The sequence below is a fragment of the Paenibacillus protaetiae genome, from assembly GCF_004135365.1.
Lineage (GTDB): Bacteria > Bacillota > Bacilli > Paenibacillales > Paenibacillaceae > Paenibacillus_AP > Paenibacillus_AP protaetiae.
Window position 1 is genome coordinate 1,919,504 of the sequence record NZ_CP035492.1, and the last position, 14,362, is coordinate 1,933,865.

Sequence of the window (14,362 nt, forward strand, 5' to 3'; positions counted from 1 at the left end):
GTTCAACAAGGAATGAGCTCAATTCGATGGCCATCACCATCTATCCCTGTAACGGGGGAATCCGTCTTACCCTACATTGTCGGGCAGCTGTTCATAGACGAGTTCAAAGCGATTGACGCTGCCGTTTTGCACCAACCAACGGCTCTCTGAAAGGTCAAATAGCTTCTACTATTTCTAATCAACACATTTGGTTATCGATTAATCGGTATTATATGCCAGCCGGAAAGATACTGTCAACCTAGTCCGTACAAAAACAAATCTACAGGATATGGAAAATTGGCGGCTCCGTCAAATGATAGACCGGCACGTCCTGCGCATACGAACGAATCCGATCCGCAAGCAGGGCCATGCCAGCCTGCTCGCTTTCGGCATGGCCGATGGCCAGCACCGCCGCCGCATGGCCCTGCCGAATCGCATCTGCAATATAAACCGGCGTCTCCCATTCCGGGCCTTCGCCGTAAATAAGCAGATCAAGCTTCTCCTCGCGGTACAGCGGAATAGCGGTTTGACCGCCGCCCCGATAGCCTACCAGCAGGCCGATGCGGCGGCATGGCATCGAGGCGTCGCCTAATGCGCGGATGTATGCCGCGCCAAGCTGCCTTTTGACATGTCCGGCAATTTGCGAGAGGGTCACCCCTTCGCCGGGCAGCTCTACAACGGATGCCTCCGGCTTTACCCGGACCACATCATGTTCCCAGCCCAGCTGCTGCACCAGCCCGGCCGTAATCAAATCCGGGTTCATCCGATGGACGTAATCGTGGCAGCGGTAAATGGCAAGCCCCGCTTCCTGTATCCGCTTTCTTTTATGTTCAAAAACCGGATCGCCTTCAAACGACGAAGTATCGCCGTGATGGCTGAAATAGACGCCTTCATGGGCAATCAGCAGATTAACGCCTTGCGCAATCGCCTGTTCAATAACCGCTTTCGAAGGCATAAATGCAGTTGCAATGCCTGTAACCGCCATCCCCGGATCACCCGTCTCCAGCCTGTCCACCGTATTACCGCTGCGCTGCACGCCATCCCATAGCCGGTTCACGACATCCTGCACCGTCATTCCCGCCATTTAAGCCCGCACTCCTTCCAGTGCCAGCAGCTCACTGACGGTCACAAGCCGGTAACCCTGCTTGACCAGCACGGGCACCAGCACCGATACAGCTTCGATTGTCTGCGAACGGTCGCCGTAGCCGTCGTGAAACAGCAGAATGCTGCCCGGTCCCAGGTGCTCTCTCGTCTTATCCAAAATATGCTGTACACCCGGCATGTCCCAATCCTGCACACCGGGATTGACGGCTCCGATCAGCCGGTAGCCGCGGCTTGCCGCAAGGCGGCCCAGCCTCTCATCGGACGCCAAATAAGGCGGGCGAAGCACTGCCGGTTTTGCACCGGTTATGCCTGCAATCAGCTGCTCCGTTTTATCAATTTCCTCTAGAATGTCGTCCTTCTTCAGTTCGGTCAGATTTGGATGCGTATACGTATGATTTCCGATTTCATGCCCTTCTTCATGGACGCTGCGCGCCGTTTCCGGGTTTCGCTCGATCTGCTCGCCAATCATAAAAAAGGTTGCTTTCCCGTTCCACTCGCGGAAAATTGATAATAATTGCGGCGTATAGACCGGGTTTGGCCCGTCATCAAACGTGAACGCAACTGCCTTGACGCTTGTGGTAACCTTATCTACCATTCCTTGCATTTCCATTCCGCAGCTTCCCCCTTTATCCCTTTGCCAATCTTACGCCATCATACCATGAAAATTTCCATTTCTCAGCTTTTTGTTGTTACAATAACGCCGTCGACATTGTTGCCGGACAGCTCGTACCAGCCGTCCTGCGGCAGCTTGACCGTATGGTTCGCTTTCGTCAGCCGATAATACGATACGGTATAGTGCACGCCCTCCACCGTAACGGACAACGATTTTTTGCTGCGCAAATCGTCTACGTATTGCTCCAGCGTCAAATCAAGCTTCTTCATGATGGCGCTGTGCGGCAAGCCGACATAACGAAAATGCCACGGCTCATATTGGATGCCGGTTATATTCGTTTTATCCGCCGGGTACCGCAAAATAAAACCGTATTTCCATGCGTTTTGCTTCAGCCATTTGCCTTCCGGCGCATGGTCCATCGCAGTCAGCGAAGAGCCGATATCAAGCGATAAACCGACATTATGCTCGCTGTATCCGGCCGGAAGCGCATAGTCGCCGCCTTTTTCCTTATACAGTTCCTCCTGCTCGTCCAGCCCCCGATAACCGCTGCTGATGATATAATGCCTTACTCCGTCTTCGCCGGCTGCCTTAATCATCTCATTAAACGGCGGCAGCAGGCTTGCGGATATCCGGATGGAGCTGTCCAGCAGCCCATAACCCTGCATCAAGTCCGGATGCTCCGACAATTGCACGATATCATCCGGTATGCCTTCCTCATGAACCGGGTAATCTTTATTCACCAGAATCAGATTGCCTTCGTATATATGATCCAGCGACAGCTCAACCGATTTTACCGGCTTTCCGCCAGCCGGCGCTGCATTCTTTTGAATGGAAACGCCTGTAATCGCCCCTTCACCTTTGCCGCCCCATAACGCAAACATGACCGCACCTATACATACCACACTGAATAACCAAAAAAACCGTTTCTTCATCTTTGTTTCCCCTTCCGTTCATCTACCTTGGAAAGAATAAAAAACAAAGCTTAAAAAGAAACGGTGCAAATTTAAAATATTTCTTAAATTTTTAGATTTGGGGCAGCCGCACTTCAAATTCCGTTTGAATGCTGCTGCTTGCGGCAGTAATGGTGCCGCCATGCTGTTCGACAATATTTTTGGCAATAAAGAGGCCTAGTCCGGTGCTCCCGTTTTGCTGCGTGCGGGCTTTGTCGCCGGTATAAAACATGTCGAACAAATACGGCAAATGCCCGGGATCAATGTAGCTGCCGTAATTGACCACTTTAACGACTGCGGAGGTGCCGTCCAGCCCGGCATAAATGTCGATATATTGCCCGTCCGACCCGTACCGGGCCGCGTTCACCAGCAAATTCTCGAAGACGCGGGCCAGCATCTCTCCATCTCCAGTAATGGGCAACACGGGCGGAACATGCAGCCTCGCTTCCAAAGCGCTGGTTTCGAATAACGGGTACAGTTCCTCGTTCAGCTGCGCCAGCAGCGCGCTTAAATCAAGCGGGCCTCGCGTAACCGGCTGCAGCCCGTAGCTCAGCTTGGTCACTTCGAACAGCTCGTCAATGAGCTTCTCCAGCCGTTTCGATTTGGCGTAAGCGATTGTAGTGTAATGCTTCGCCTGCTCCTGTTGCAGCTGATCGTCTTTGAGCACAATATCCAAATAGCCGATCACCGACGTAAGCGGCGTACGCAAATCATGCGCCAGGTTCATGACCAGCTGGTTTTTGCTGCTTTCCGCGAATTCGCCTTTTTCGATCGCTTCCTTCAGCCTCGCGCCGGCCCGGTTAATATCTTCGGCAATTTGCTGAAAGTCGTCATTGGACGCGATGGTCACTTTCGTTTCAAACGCACCAGTTGATAGGCGATGAATGCCGGTTGAAATTTCTTGAAAATACGTTTTGTAAGGTTTTGTCAAAAAATAAAAAAAGAGCACCGAAAGCGGGATAAACAGCAGCAAAAAGAAATAGACGTCCCCGATCCGGTTCATCCACAAACGGATGGCGGCCAGCGGGGTGTCTGCATAAACGTTATTATAATAATACCGTTGCAGCGCCTTATAAATAAGGTAAGTGAGGAAGCCCGCTCCGAGCATGCTGTACCCGAACAGCAGCAGCATCTTGGTGCGGAAGCTCTGGAATCGATTAGCCATTAAACGTATACCCTACTCCCCATACCGTTTTAATAAACTTGTTTTTATCTTCGCCAAGCTTCTTGCGCAAAGTGCGGATATGGACCATCACCGTGTTGCCGTTCTCGTAATACGCTTCGCCCCATACCTGCTGGAAAATATGCTCGGCGCTAAATACGATTTTGGGATGGCTCATGAGCAGCACCAAAATATCAAATTCTTTAGGCGTCAGCTCAATTTCCGCATCGTACAGGAGCACCGTCCGCTTGTCCGGGTCTACGACAAGCCCTGCCGCCTCAATCGGCGCTTTATGGGTCCCGCCGGAATGCTGCTGGCTGAGCAGCTTCAAGCGCCGGAGCTGGGCGTTTACGCGCGCGGTCAGCTCCAGCGGGTTAAACGGCTTCGTCATGTAATCGTCCGCTCCCATGACAAGACCGGTTATTTTATCGAGATCAGACGTTTTTGCGCTCAAAAAAATAATCGGCAGCACAAACGCCTCGCGGATTTGGCGCGTTGCCTCGTAGCCGTCCAGCCCCGGCATCATAATGTCCAATATCGCCAAATCTACCGGCTGCGATTGAACCGCGAGCAGCGCCTGCTTGCCGTCGTAAGCTTTGATCGTGTGGTATCCTTCCTTTTCCATATGCAGCGCAATCAAATCGACGATTTCCGCTTCATCGTCCGCAATCAATATCGTATATCGTTCCATCTTCCATCCGCTCCCGTAATTCCTGTCCATGATCTCCCTTATTCTACCTTAATTGCGCGTACGGGACAAAATAACTCCGGGCTGCCGGGCAGTGTCAACGCGGGCTGTGCAGCATGAAAACAGGCTAACGCGTCGTGAACTCCGCAATTGGCGGGGACGAACAGCGCCAAAGCAATCGCATGCTAACCGCGTGCACAAAAAAAGTTTGCCTTTGCGTCATTGGCGCAAAGGCAAACTTGTCTGGCAGCGGGTCCGCCCTGCTTGCCAGATTTAGCTGTGGAAGTTCGTGCCGTCTGTAACAGCCTGCACATAGCCGGCGCGGATGACGAAGTCGCCAAAATGCTCGCCTTCGCTCCGGTCGGAAGCATAATGATGGAAAATCGGGCGCAGCGTATCAATAATTTCATCTTCGCCGATATTTTCGCGGTACAGCTTGCTTAGGCGGTCGCCGGTAAAGCCGGCCCCCATATACAAGTTGTATTTGCCCGGCGATTTGCCGATAAAAGCAATTTCGCCCAAAGCCGGACGTGCGCAGCCGTTCGGGCAGCCGGTCATACGGATATTAATTTCTTCATCCCGGATGCCTGCCTCTTCCAGAATCGGCTCCAGCTTGTCGAGCAGATCCGGCAAATAGCGTTCCGCCTCCGCCATCGCCAGTCCGCAGGTCGGCAGCGCCACGCAGGACAAAGCGCTGCGGCGCAAAGCGGAATATTGGCCGCCGGCGGTAATGCCGTACTGCTCCAGCAGGGCCGATATTTTCGCCTTTTTTTGACTGGAAATGTTGGCGATCACCAGGTTCTGATTACCGGTCAGACGGAAGTCGCCGGTGTGGATTTTGGCAATTTCGCGCAGGCCGGTTTTCAGCTTGCTGCTGTCGGTATCAATAATGCGCCCGCTTTGGATATACAGCGTCACATTCCATTTGCCGTCCTTGCCTTTCACCCAGCCGTAGCGGTCGCCGTTATGCGCAAATTGAAACTCGCGGGCCGGCTGCAGCTCCCAGCCGAGGCGGTCATGCAGCTCGTCAACAAACCAATCGAGGCCATGGCGGTCGATCGTATATTTGAAACGGGCGTTTTTGCGGACGGAACGATTGCCGTAATCGCGCTGAATCGTTACCGTCTTCTCCGCTACGTCAAGCACTTGGTCCGGCGTGCAGAAACCGATCACTTTCGCCAGCTGCGGATACGTATTCGTATCGCCGTGCGTCATGCCCATGCCGCCGCCGACGCAAACGTTAAAGCCGGCCAGCTTGCCGTCTTCTACGATCGCGATATAACCAAGGTCCTGCGAATAAACGTCGACATCGTTAGTCGGAGGAACCGTAATGCCGATTTTGAATTTGCGGGGCAAATAAACCGGGCCGTAGATCGGTTCGACTTCGCCTTGTTCTTCGGAGGTGGTCACCTTCTCGCCATCCAGCCATATTTCATGGTAAGCCGGCGTTTTGGGCGCGAGATGGGCAGTCAGCCGCTCCGCCCATTGAAGCACTTCGCTGTGCACCTCCGACTGGTACGGGTTCGGATTGCACATGACGTTGCGGCTTACGTCGCCGCATGCAGCCAGTGTTGTGAGCAGCGTATCATTAATGTTTTTGATCGTGTCCTTCAGGTTCCACTTCAATACGCCATGCAGCTGGAACGCTTGTCTTGTTGTAATCCGCAGGCTGCCGCTGCCGTATTGATCGGCCAGCTTATCCAGGACAAGCCACTGCTCCGGCGTTGTTTTGCCGCCGGGAAGCACAATGCGGAGCATAAATTGATACGAAGGCTCCAGCTTCTGCTTTTCGCGCTCATTGCGCAAATCCCGGTCGTCTTGCATATAGCTGCCATGAAATTTAAGCAGCCGGTTGTCCAGCTCGGGCAGTCCGCCCGTAATCCGATCGGAAAGCGATTCTACCAGCGATCCGCGCAAATAATTGCTTTCCAGCTTCAGCAACTCCACGTCGCTTGGCGGTCCGCCGATCGGTTCCACTTTTCGTTTGTTTGCCATTGGTGACAGCTCCTTTGCCATACAGTTCGTTCTATCGTTCGATCTATGGATGCCTGCTCACGCAGATCCGGCGTTCAGCTGAACCGCCGATTAATATACGTCGCGCTGATAACGGTTGCTCTCCTGCAAACCGGCAAGATAAGCCGCTGCTTCCTCCGCCGTTTTGCCGCCCTGCTGTTCGATAATGGCCAGCAGCGCCGCATGTACATCATGCGCCATATGTTTTTCGTCGCCGCATACGTACACGTGGGCTCCTTCTTCCAGCCACCGGTACAGCTCCGCTGCATGCTCCATCATTCGGTTCTGCACATATACCTTCTCTTTTGTATCGCGCGAGAACGCAACTTCAAGTTTGGTCAGCACGCCATCCTTCAGCATGCGCTGCCAATCCGTCTGATACAGGAAGTCGGTAACGAAATGGCGGTCGCCGTAAAACAGCCACGACTTGCCTGCAGCGCCCTGTTCTTCGCGCTCCTCCAGGAATGCGCGGAACGGCGCTACGCCTGTTCCCGGTCCAATCATAATGATAGGGGTATCCGGATTGACCGGCGGCTTGAAGTTCTCGTTATGTTGAATAAATATAGGAAGCTTGTCGCCGATCTCCAGCCGTTCCGACACTTGCACCGAACATACGCCGTTGCGCTGGCGGCCGTGCGTTTCATACTGCACCTTGCGGATCGTCACATGCACTTCGTCCGGATGAGCGGCATAGCTGCTGGCGATTGAATACAAACGCGGCGGCAGCTTGCGCAAGTTGGCGGCAAGCTCGGCGGCCGTAATCGTCCAAGGGCCAAAATCGTTCAGCAGATCAAGCAGATCGCGTCCGTGCATATACGCTTTCAGCGCTTCTTTCTGATCCGGCTGTACAAGCTGTGCAAGCTTGCTTTGGCCCGAATAGGGAGCAAGCTTCTCCAGCAGCGGCTTCGTCAGCACCGTAATCTCATAGTGATGCTGAAGCGCCGTGCGGAGCGAGGCCGTCTCGCCCGCTTTGCCGGCCTGTACCGGCTCTTCCGGGTTCCAGTTCATCAGCCCGATAATGTCATCAACCAATGCCGGATCATTTTGCGGGAAAATGCCTACGCAGTCGCCCGGCGCATATGTGAGGCCCGAGCCTTCCAACGACAGCTCCAAATGGCGTGTTTCCCGGTCCGAGCCCCGTCCGTTTAAGTTGATGCTCTCCAGCACTTCCGCATAAAACGGATTGGTGCGGGAATATTCCGATTCCGCCGCCACAGCCGCTGCTGCGGAAGTCGCGGCCGGAGCCGCCTGGGCGCCGGCGCTGCTGCCGGAGCCGGATACGGCGCTGAGCACGTTTTGAATCCAGCCGGAAGCGGCTTCTTCAAAGTCAACGTCGCAATCTACGCGGTTAACAAGGCGCTGCGCGCCAAGTTCTTCCAGGCGCTGGTCGAAATCTTGTCCGGTTTTGCAAAAAAACTCGTACGAAGTATCGCCAAGCGCAAGTACGGAAAACAAGACGCCATCCAGCTTGGGAGCGCGCTTGCTGTGCAAAAATTCATGGAACGAAATCGCGTTGTCCGGCGGGTCTCCTTCGCCGTGCGTGCTGGCTACAATAAACAAATAGCCCGCTTTCTTCAAATTATTGGTTTTGTATTTGTTCATCGCGGACAAAGTTACTTCAAACCCTTGCGCTTTCAGCTTATCCGCCAGCTTGCCGGCCAGCTTCTGCGAATTGCCGGTTTGCGAACCAAACAATACAGTCGCTTCGCGCGGCGCTGCCGGAGCCGCTGCCAGTGCCACAGCGGGAACGGCCGCCTGCGGCGCTTCCTCGATGGCCAATGCTGCCGCCGTGCTTGCAGCCGCCGCTCCGAATCCCGACTGGTAAAACGTTAAATAGCCGTTCAGCCACTGAATTTGCCCTTCATTTAATGTAGGCAGCAAACGATTAATCAGTTCAGCCTGCTCCTGTGTAAACGGGCTGTTCGTTACTTGAAGTTGCAACAACATCCACCTCGCATCTGGTCTCTTTCGGCTTAATTCCAAGTACGCCACTCTGCTTTTTTCATTTGCCTTAATACTACAGCAGTCCCTATAAACGGTCAATGAAATCGCCCTGTTTTTGGCTATAAGAAATATTGTGTTTTGCGGTCAGGAAATCTTATAAGTCCATAGGCCTGCAGGACAAAAAAAAGAAGGGCAGTCAGCCCTTCTCTTGTCGATTCGGTCTATTCGCCCGTCCCGCTTGCATGCGTCAATTGCTGCTTGCCTTAAGCTTGCAACCTGCCTGATTGCCAGGTGAGTGTTATCCCCGGAACGGGCCAGCTTTCTCGGCCGTGTACGCCTGCGCCAAAGCCGCCATCCCGCGGCTGTCAACTACCGTTTGCCCGCTGCCCTTAAGCGTTGCTTGAATCATCGCCTGCCCCAGCTCGCGAAGCGTAATGACATGTTTGGGCATCAGACGGCGCAATGCCGGATACAGCCATGTAATCGCTTTATAAAATTTATGGGCATTCCGGAGCCCGGGCGTCGGGTGAATGTAGCCGGGGCGGAACATATAAGCCCGCTTAAAGGGCAGCTTCAACAAATCGTTTTCCGTTTTGCCTTTTACGCGCGCCCACATGCTTCTGCCCTTCTCCGTATTATCCGTTCCTTCCGCTGTCACATAACAGAACACCATGCCCGGGTTCAGCCGCGAAACCGTTTCGGCTATATGCAGCGTAATGCCGTAAGTCACTTTCGTGTACTGCTCCTCGTTCATCCCGACTGAAGTGGTGCCCAGGCAAAAATAACACGCATCATATCCCTCAAGCTGCTGCTCAACCGCCGATACATCCGTCAAATCGCTGTGTACCAGCTCGGTCAGCTTCGGATGGCTGACACCGATTGGCCTGCGTGCAATCGCCAGCACGCTTTCCACAGCCGGGCTTAGCAGGCACTCGTACAAGACGCCCTCGCCAACCATACCGGTCGCACCGGTTACGATAACTTTGATTTTGCCGTCTTTTGGCCCGGATGGAGCTTTCTTAATCATCGTCTAGTTCCCCTTTTGCACAGCAAGCCCAATCAGCTTGCCTACCGTATTCCAGTTGCGGACCGTAATCGGCACCCCCAGCCTCTCGAGCTTGGCGGACAGCTTGGAATTGCGGACGCTTCGCCCGTACAGCAAATAAATATGCCGGCCGTCTGTCCGGTACTGGTCATCCCCGTAATCGCCGCCGTCCAGCTTGCCGATAACAGCGGGCGGCAGCGGTTCGCGCAGGAAGGCGGCATACAAGCATTCCCCTTCGCAGCTGGCTTCCGCCGCCGCAATTTCATCCGCAGTAAACGGAAGTTTTGCCGCTAAATCGGTCAATTCTCCCGCCGTCCGGACCATCACTTTACTGGCGATGCCAAATTCCGCTTCCATAATTTGTTCGATTCGTGTTTGGACGGCTTCCTCCCCGTCTGCCGATTCGAACACGATATTACCGCTTTGGATATAGGTTTGTACGTGGTGAAAGCCTTCTTGTTCCAGGGCTGCCTTTAAATCAGCCATTTTGACTTTGTTTTTGCCGCCAACATTAATGCCGCGCAGCAAAGCGATATAGACCGCCATCATCTGTTCCCCTCTCCCTTTTTGCTACACGCCCGGCCTGTTGGGTGAATATCCTGTAGCATTACTTTTTCAATGGAGGATCCCAATGGTTCAAGTATATCCTTATTATGGTTACCAAACCAAGTGTGAACAGCAGCCGGTCACATTCCCTCCGCAGCATCAGGACCGCCAGCCGGGGCTTGAGTACTTGATGAACCCGAAGCCGATTTCCGATAACCCCAATTATAAAGGAAGCGGAAAACTTGCCGGCAAAATCGCCATCATTACTGGCGGGGACAGCGGCATTGGCAGAGCGGTTGCCATTGGCTTCGCCAAAGAAGGCGCCGATGTCGCAATCGTCTACTTGTACGAGCGCGAGGATGCCGCTGCGACCCAACAGATGGTGGAGCGTTACGGGCGCCGCTGCCTGCTTATCGAAGGCGATTTGCGGAAGCCCGAATTTTCCGCACACATCATCCGCCGTACGCTGGAGGCATACGGCAAAATAAACGTCCTGGTGCTCAATCAGGCTGTCCAGTTCCCGCAGCAAAGCATTCTGGACATTTCCGACGAGCAGCTGGAAAATACGTACCGGACGAACATTTTCCCGCATTTTTATTTGACGAAAGCCGCTTTGCCTTATCTGCAGCCCGGCAGCACTATTATTAGCACCGCTTCGGTAACTGCCTATGCAGGCGCGCCGCTGCTTGTCGACTATTCCTCCACCAAAGGAGCTGTCGTATCGTTCACCCGTTCTTTGTCGCTGCAGCTTGTCCGCAAAGGAATCCGCGTCAATGCCGTTGCACCGGGACCGGTCTGGACGCCGCTCATCGTATCCAGCTATTCTGCCGAATATGTCAAAACATTTGGCCTGGAAACGCCGATGAAACGGGCAGGCCAGCCGTTTGAACTGGCGCCCGCTTATATTTATTTGGCCTCCGAGGACTCCTCGTTTATGACCGGCCAGGTGCTGCATGTCAACGGCGGGATTATGACGGAAACGTGATTGGCTGCCGGGTTATGGTTGGTTACAAAATTGTGGGAGGCAATAAAATCGCAGCTATAAATACAAGCTGGAGCACAGCCCGGACCGGCAGGGACGGAACGGGCTTCCCTCCAATCGTTAAGCGGCGTTTGGCCGCGTAATGATTCGCCGGGAACATGGCGATGAGCAAAGTTGTAAGTGCGATAGCTGCCGCTAATGATACCGCCGGGATCAGCAAGCCTATGGCACCCGCTATTTCCAGCAAACCTGTCACGGTAACAATAGCGCCTTTTGCCGGAATGGCAGGCGGAACCATACGGATAAGGTCCGGGCGTCTTGTTCCCCAGTGGGCGGAAGCGGACAACAGCAGCATAATAACAGCCGCGGCCTGCAGCGACACAAACCAGTCGTCAAAGTACGACAATCCGGCGTAACCGGCTGCGCGGAACACGATCCAAGAAACAATAAGAGCAATAAACGGCACCATTTTTAGTCCTCCTTGTTTTCGTTGTTTTTCTTGTTTATAATTTCGCAGTACAAGAACCGGCTATTTTGCTTTCAGCAGGGCAGCGATAAAATCGGATACATCCTCTGCTGCAGCGCCTCCTTCGGGAAACCCGGCGCGCACGCGCAAGCCTAAGGACAAAAGCACCAACAAGTCGGCAGTCTTCCGAGGGTCGATCGACGCCCGGATCACGCCCTGCTCCTGCCCTTTCCTGATCCACTCGCCCGACAGCGAAGCCGAACGATCATAAAATTGCCGGAGCGCCTCCGCAACCGCGGGATCATCCTCCCTGCCAAGCAAATACATCAGCACTTTGTTAGTGATGTCCCCGGCGTCCTCCAGCCGGGCCAGATTGCCCGCAATCGCCGACATCGGGCCTTCGAAACTGGCTGGAGCATGCGCCGCTTCCTTCAGGAAGCTGGCATTCAGCTCTTCAAGCCGGTCAAGCAGCACCCAGGCGAACAGCTCATCTTTACTTTTTACATAATGGAATATCGCTCCTTTGGATAACGAAGATTTCTCCATAATGTCCTGCATCGTAATGGCATGGCAGCTCTTGTCCTGCAGCAGCGCTTTGGCCGTTTCCAGCAGCAGCCTTGTCGTTTGTTCACGCCTTTGCTCGTTTTTCAAAAGTTGCTCCTCCTTTCCCGTATCGGTTATTTACTTCCCATATTTTCTTTGTTCATTATATAAAACCGACCGTCGGTTTGTAAATAAAAAATAATCCTTTTTTCGTTCGGCAATGCCTCGCAGCAGTTCCTGAAACGATGAGGTAAACAGAATGAGAAATGGGTATGCTAACACTATTGCAAAAAAAATGGCTAGTGGCCCATCAAATATGCTTTTCCGGTTTATGCAAGCTTTTAGCGAAAAAAACTAAAATTTTTAGGCAAAAAACAAAAACATTTAGGTGTTCTGGATATTCCTAAATATGCTAAGATAATAGAATGCAACGCTTTCAGAGGGCTAACTCAAGGAGGAGACCGAATGTCCAAACCATCTAAACCAAACGAGCCATTGGTAACCCATATTTATACGGCAGACCCTTCTGCGCATGTATTTGAAGGCAAGTTATACATTTATCCATCGCATGATCTTGATCACGTGATGGTTTCCAATGATAACGGCGACCAATACGACATGGAAGATTACCACGTCCTGTCCATGGACGACGTGACAGCTCCGGCTGTTGACCATGGCGAAGCGCTTCACCTTCGCGACGTGCCTTGGGCAAGCCAGCAAATGTGGGCACCGGATGCTGCATTTAAAAACAACACGTATTACCTGTATTTCCCAGCACGGGATCACGACGGCATCTTCCGGATCGGCGTAGCAACAAGCGCTAACCCTGCCGGTCCATTCAAAGCCGAACCAAACTACATCCCTGGCAGCTACAGCATTGACCCTGCCGTATTTGTGGACGAGGACGGCAAAGCTTACATGTACTTTGGCGGCCTGTGGGGCGGCCAGCTTGAAAAATGGCAAACCGGCGAGTATGTCGCAAACGGCGAAGGACCGGCGCCAACGGCTCCGGCAATTGGCCCTCGTGTCGCAGAATTGAACGACGACATGCTTACGTTTAAAGAAACGCCAAAAGAAATTTCCATCGTCGATGAAGACGGCAGCCCGATTACGGCAGGCGATGAAGACCGCCGTTATTTCGAAGGCCCTTGGATGCACAAATATAACGGCAAATACTATTTGTCGTTCTCGACGGGTTCGACGCACAAAATCGTGTACGCGGTCGGCGATCACCCGCAAGGTCCTTTTACATTCAAAGGCACTATTCTGACGCCGGTTCTCGGCTGGACAACGCACCATTCCATCGTTGAATTCAACGATAAATGGTACCTGTTCTACCATGACAGCTCCTTGTCCGGCGGCGCTGATAACAAGCGCAGCGTGAAATACACCGAGCTGAAATATAACGAAGACGGCACGATCCAAACGATCGAGTACAACAAATAATACAGCGAAAGCCGGACACAATAAGTGTCCGGCTTTTGTATTTTTCAACGGGCGGCAGCCCTCTGCAGCGCACGGTAAGCCAGGTATACAGGCAGCTAAAGCCGCCTGTGCAGCGCGTAATTGTTTTTATAGGAGGCAGGCGAAACGCCCATCAGCCTTTTAAACGTATTGCTGAAATAATAAATATCTTTAAACCCCGTACGATCCGCAACTTCCCCTACGTTGTATTCCCCCGTCTCCAGCAGAGAGGCGGCTTTGTTAATCCGGACCCGATTCAAAAATTCCGAGATGGAACGCCCTTCAACCCGTTTGAACAGCGCTCCGCCGTATACCGCATTCAGCTTGGACGCCCGGGCGATCTGCCCGACCGTTAACGGCTCGTCATAATGCTCAACAATATACCGTTTCATCCGGTCCACATGGCTGTTGATGCCAACCGCTTTGCCCTCATAGATCAGCTTGTGGATAATAAGCGAAAGCAGCGCATGGCATTTCATTTCGTAGCCGTCCTTTTGCTGCAGCCATTCATAATTAAGCTCTTGGAGCAGCCACTGGTATTGCTCCAGATCCAGCCCCGAAGTTACGACAGGCAGATCAATGGTATTGCCGTCATCCAGCACAAAATCAAGGGCTGCGCACACCATGCCCGTTGTGACGGCGCTTCGTACGCTTTGCGCCTTAATATATAGCACATCGCCTTGCTGGACATGGTATTCCTTCCCGTTAATCGTATAATCGGCTTGGCCTTCCAGCACAAATACAATATCGTAAAAGGAGATCCGATGTGTGTCCAGCTTCCAGCTGGGCGTGCATTCCTTTTGTACAAAATAGGTCAGCTCCGGATGAATATATCGGCTCATACGGGTATCATCCCTTTTATT

General features: G+C 53.0%; 14 protein-coding genes and 1 other annotated feature (1 of these 15 only partly in view). Of the genes, 2 read left to right on the forward strand and 12 right to left on the reverse strand.

Features of this window, described 5'->3' with window-relative positions:
- Positions 1-191, reverse strand: a binding site (T-box leader) (it extends 44 nt beyond the left edge of the window).
- Between the two features lie 68 nt (positions 192-259).
- The 9 genes from ET464_RS08800 to ET464_RS08840 form a co-directional block, all read right to left on the reverse strand.
- Positions 260-1,063, reverse strand: a complete 804-nt coding sequence (locus ET464_RS08800) for a Nif3-like dinuclear metal center hexameric protein (protein ID WP_129440140.1) — start codon at positions 1,061-1,063, stop codon at positions 260-262.
- On the reverse strand, positions 1,064-1,693 hold the full coding sequence (locus ET464_RS08805) for a polysaccharide deacetylase family protein (RefSeq protein ID WP_129440142.1): 630 nt from the start codon (positions 1,691-1,693) through the stop codon (positions 1,064-1,066).
- Between the two features lie 65 nt (positions 1,694-1,758).
- Complete coding sequence (locus tag ET464_RS08810) at positions 1,759-2,628, reverse strand: M15 family metallopeptidase (RefSeq protein ID WP_129440144.1); 870 nt, start codon at positions 2,626-2,628, stop codon at positions 1,759-1,761.
- A gap of 91 nt (positions 2,629-2,719) precedes the next feature.
- Positions 2,720-3,811 (reverse strand): HAMP domain-containing sensor histidine kinase, encoded by a 1,092-nt coding sequence (locus ET464_RS08815; RefSeq protein ID WP_129440146.1) that lies wholly within the window; start codon positions 3,809-3,811, stop codon positions 2,720-2,722.
- Positions 3,804-4,499, reverse strand: coding sequence for a response regulator transcription factor (locus ET464_RS08820; RefSeq protein ID WP_129440148.1), 696 nt, complete (start codon positions 4,497-4,499; stop codon positions 3,804-3,806). The genes ET464_RS08815 and ET464_RS08820 overlap by 8 nt, the downstream gene beginning before the upstream one ends.
- 270 nt (positions 4,500-4,769) lie before the next feature.
- On the reverse strand, positions 4,770-6,491 hold the full coding sequence (gene cysI, locus ET464_RS08825; RefSeq protein ID WP_129440150.1) for an assimilatory sulfite reductase (NADPH) hemoprotein subunit: 1,722 nt from the start codon (positions 6,489-6,491) through the stop codon (positions 4,770-4,772).
- A gap of 90 nt (positions 6,492-6,581) precedes the next feature.
- A complete protein-coding gene (locus ET464_RS08830) occupies positions 6,582-8,450 on the reverse strand; it encodes an assimilatory sulfite reductase (NADPH) flavoprotein subunit (RefSeq protein ID WP_129444226.1) in 1,869 nt (622 codons plus the stop codon).
- Between the two features lie 301 nt (positions 8,451-8,751).
- A complete protein-coding gene (locus ET464_RS08835) occupies positions 8,752-9,480 on the reverse strand; it encodes an NAD-dependent epimerase/dehydratase family protein (protein WP_129440153.1) in 729 nt (242 codons plus the stop codon).
- Positions 9,481-9,483: 3 nt separating this feature from the next.
- Positions 9,484-10,047: a DUF1697 domain-containing protein gene (locus ET464_RS08840; RefSeq protein WP_244226722.1), complete on the reverse strand. Its 564-nt coding sequence runs from the start codon at positions 10,045-10,047 to the stop codon at positions 9,484-9,486.
- An 82-nt stretch (positions 10,048-10,129) separates the two neighbouring features.
- Here ET464_RS08840 and ET464_RS08845 point away from each other — a divergent pair, with 82 nt between their 5' ends.
- The gene (locus ET464_RS08845) at positions 10,130-11,029 is read left to right on the forward strand and encodes an SDR family oxidoreductase (RefSeq protein WP_129440155.1); all 900 of its coding nucleotides are present in this window, start codon (positions 10,130-10,132) and stop codon (positions 11,027-11,029) included.
- A gap of 22 nt (positions 11,030-11,051) precedes the next feature.
- Here ET464_RS08845 and ET464_RS08850 read toward each other — a convergent pair whose 3' ends face one another.
- Together ET464_RS08850 and ET464_RS08855 are read right to left on the reverse strand one after the other, a co-directional pair.
- Positions 11,052-11,495 (reverse strand): DoxX family protein, encoded by a 444-nt coding sequence (locus ET464_RS08850; protein WP_129440157.1) that lies wholly within the window; start codon positions 11,493-11,495, stop codon positions 11,052-11,054.
- Between the two features lie 60 nt (positions 11,496-11,555).
- Positions 11,556-12,143 carry a TetR/AcrR family transcriptional regulator gene (locus ET464_RS08855; RefSeq protein ID WP_129440159.1) on the reverse strand — a complete coding sequence of 196 codons (588 nt, stop codon included), beginning with the start codon at positions 12,141-12,143 and terminating at the stop codon, positions 11,556-11,558.
- A gap of 357 nt (positions 12,144-12,500) precedes the next feature.
- Here ET464_RS08855 and ET464_RS08860 point away from each other — a divergent pair, with 357 nt between their 5' ends.
- The gene (locus ET464_RS08860) at positions 12,501-13,481 is read left to right on the forward strand and encodes a glycoside hydrolase family 43 protein (RefSeq protein ID WP_129440161.1); all 981 of its coding nucleotides are present in this window, start codon (positions 12,501-12,503) and stop codon (positions 13,479-13,481) included.
- A 95-nt stretch (positions 13,482-13,576) separates the two neighbouring features.
- On the opposite strand, the gene ET464_RS08865 is transcribed toward ET464_RS08860, so the two are convergent.
- A complete protein-coding gene (locus ET464_RS08865; protein WP_129440163.1) occupies positions 13,577-14,341 on the reverse strand; it encodes an AraC family transcriptional regulator in 765 nt (254 codons plus the stop codon).
- Between the last annotated feature and the right edge of the window lie 21 nt (positions 14,342-14,362).

What these genes read in the sequence shown, in the direction of transcription:
- ET464_RS08850 (WP_129440157.1), bottom strand. Translation starts at nt 11,495, where the DNA reads ATGGTGCCGTTTATTGCTCTTATTGTTTCTTGGATCGTGTTCCGCGCA.
- ET464_RS08805 (WP_129440142.1), bottom strand. Translation starts at nt 1,693, where the DNA reads ATGGAAATGCAAGGAATGGTAGATAAGGTTACCACAAGCGTCAAGGCA.
- ET464_RS08840 (WP_244226722.1), bottom strand. Translation starts at nt 10,047, where the DNA reads ATGATGGCGGTCTATATCGCTTTGCTGCGCGGCATTAATGTTGGCGGC.
- ET464_RS08860 (WP_129440161.1), top strand. Translation starts at nt 12,501, where the DNA reads ATGTCCAAACCATCTAAACCAAACGAGCCATTGGTAACCCATATTTAT.
- ET464_RS08810 (WP_129440144.1), bottom strand. Translation starts at nt 2,628, where the DNA reads ATGAAGAAACGGTTTTTTTGGTTATTCAGTGTGGTATGTATAGGTGCG.
- ET464_RS08835 (WP_129440153.1), bottom strand. Translation starts at nt 9,480, where the DNA reads ATGATTAAGAAAGCTCCATCCGGGCCAAAAGACGGCAAAATCAAAGTT.
- ET464_RS08815 (WP_129440146.1), bottom strand. Translation starts at nt 3,811, where the DNA reads ATGGCTAATCGATTCCAGAGCTTCCGCACCAAGATGCTGCTGCTGTTC.
- ET464_RS08820 (WP_129440148.1), bottom strand. Translation starts at nt 4,499, where the DNA reads ATGGAACGATATACGATATTGATTGCGGACGATGAAGCGGAAATCGTC.
- cysI (WP_129440150.1), bottom strand. Translation starts at nt 6,491, where the DNA reads ATGGCAAACAAACGAAAAGTGGAACCGATCGGCGGACCGCCAAGCGAC.
- ET464_RS08865 (WP_129440163.1), bottom strand. Translation starts at nt 14,341, where the DNA reads ATGAGCCGATATATTCATCCGGAGCTGACCTATTTTGTACAAAAGGAA.
- ET464_RS08800 (WP_129440140.1), bottom strand. Translation starts at nt 1,063, where the DNA reads ATGGCGGGAATGACGGTGCAGGATGTCGTGAACCGGCTATGGGATGGC.
- ET464_RS08845 (WP_129440155.1), top strand. Translation starts at nt 10,130, where the DNA reads ATGGTTCAAGTATATCCTTATTATGGTTACCAAACCAAGTGTGAACAG.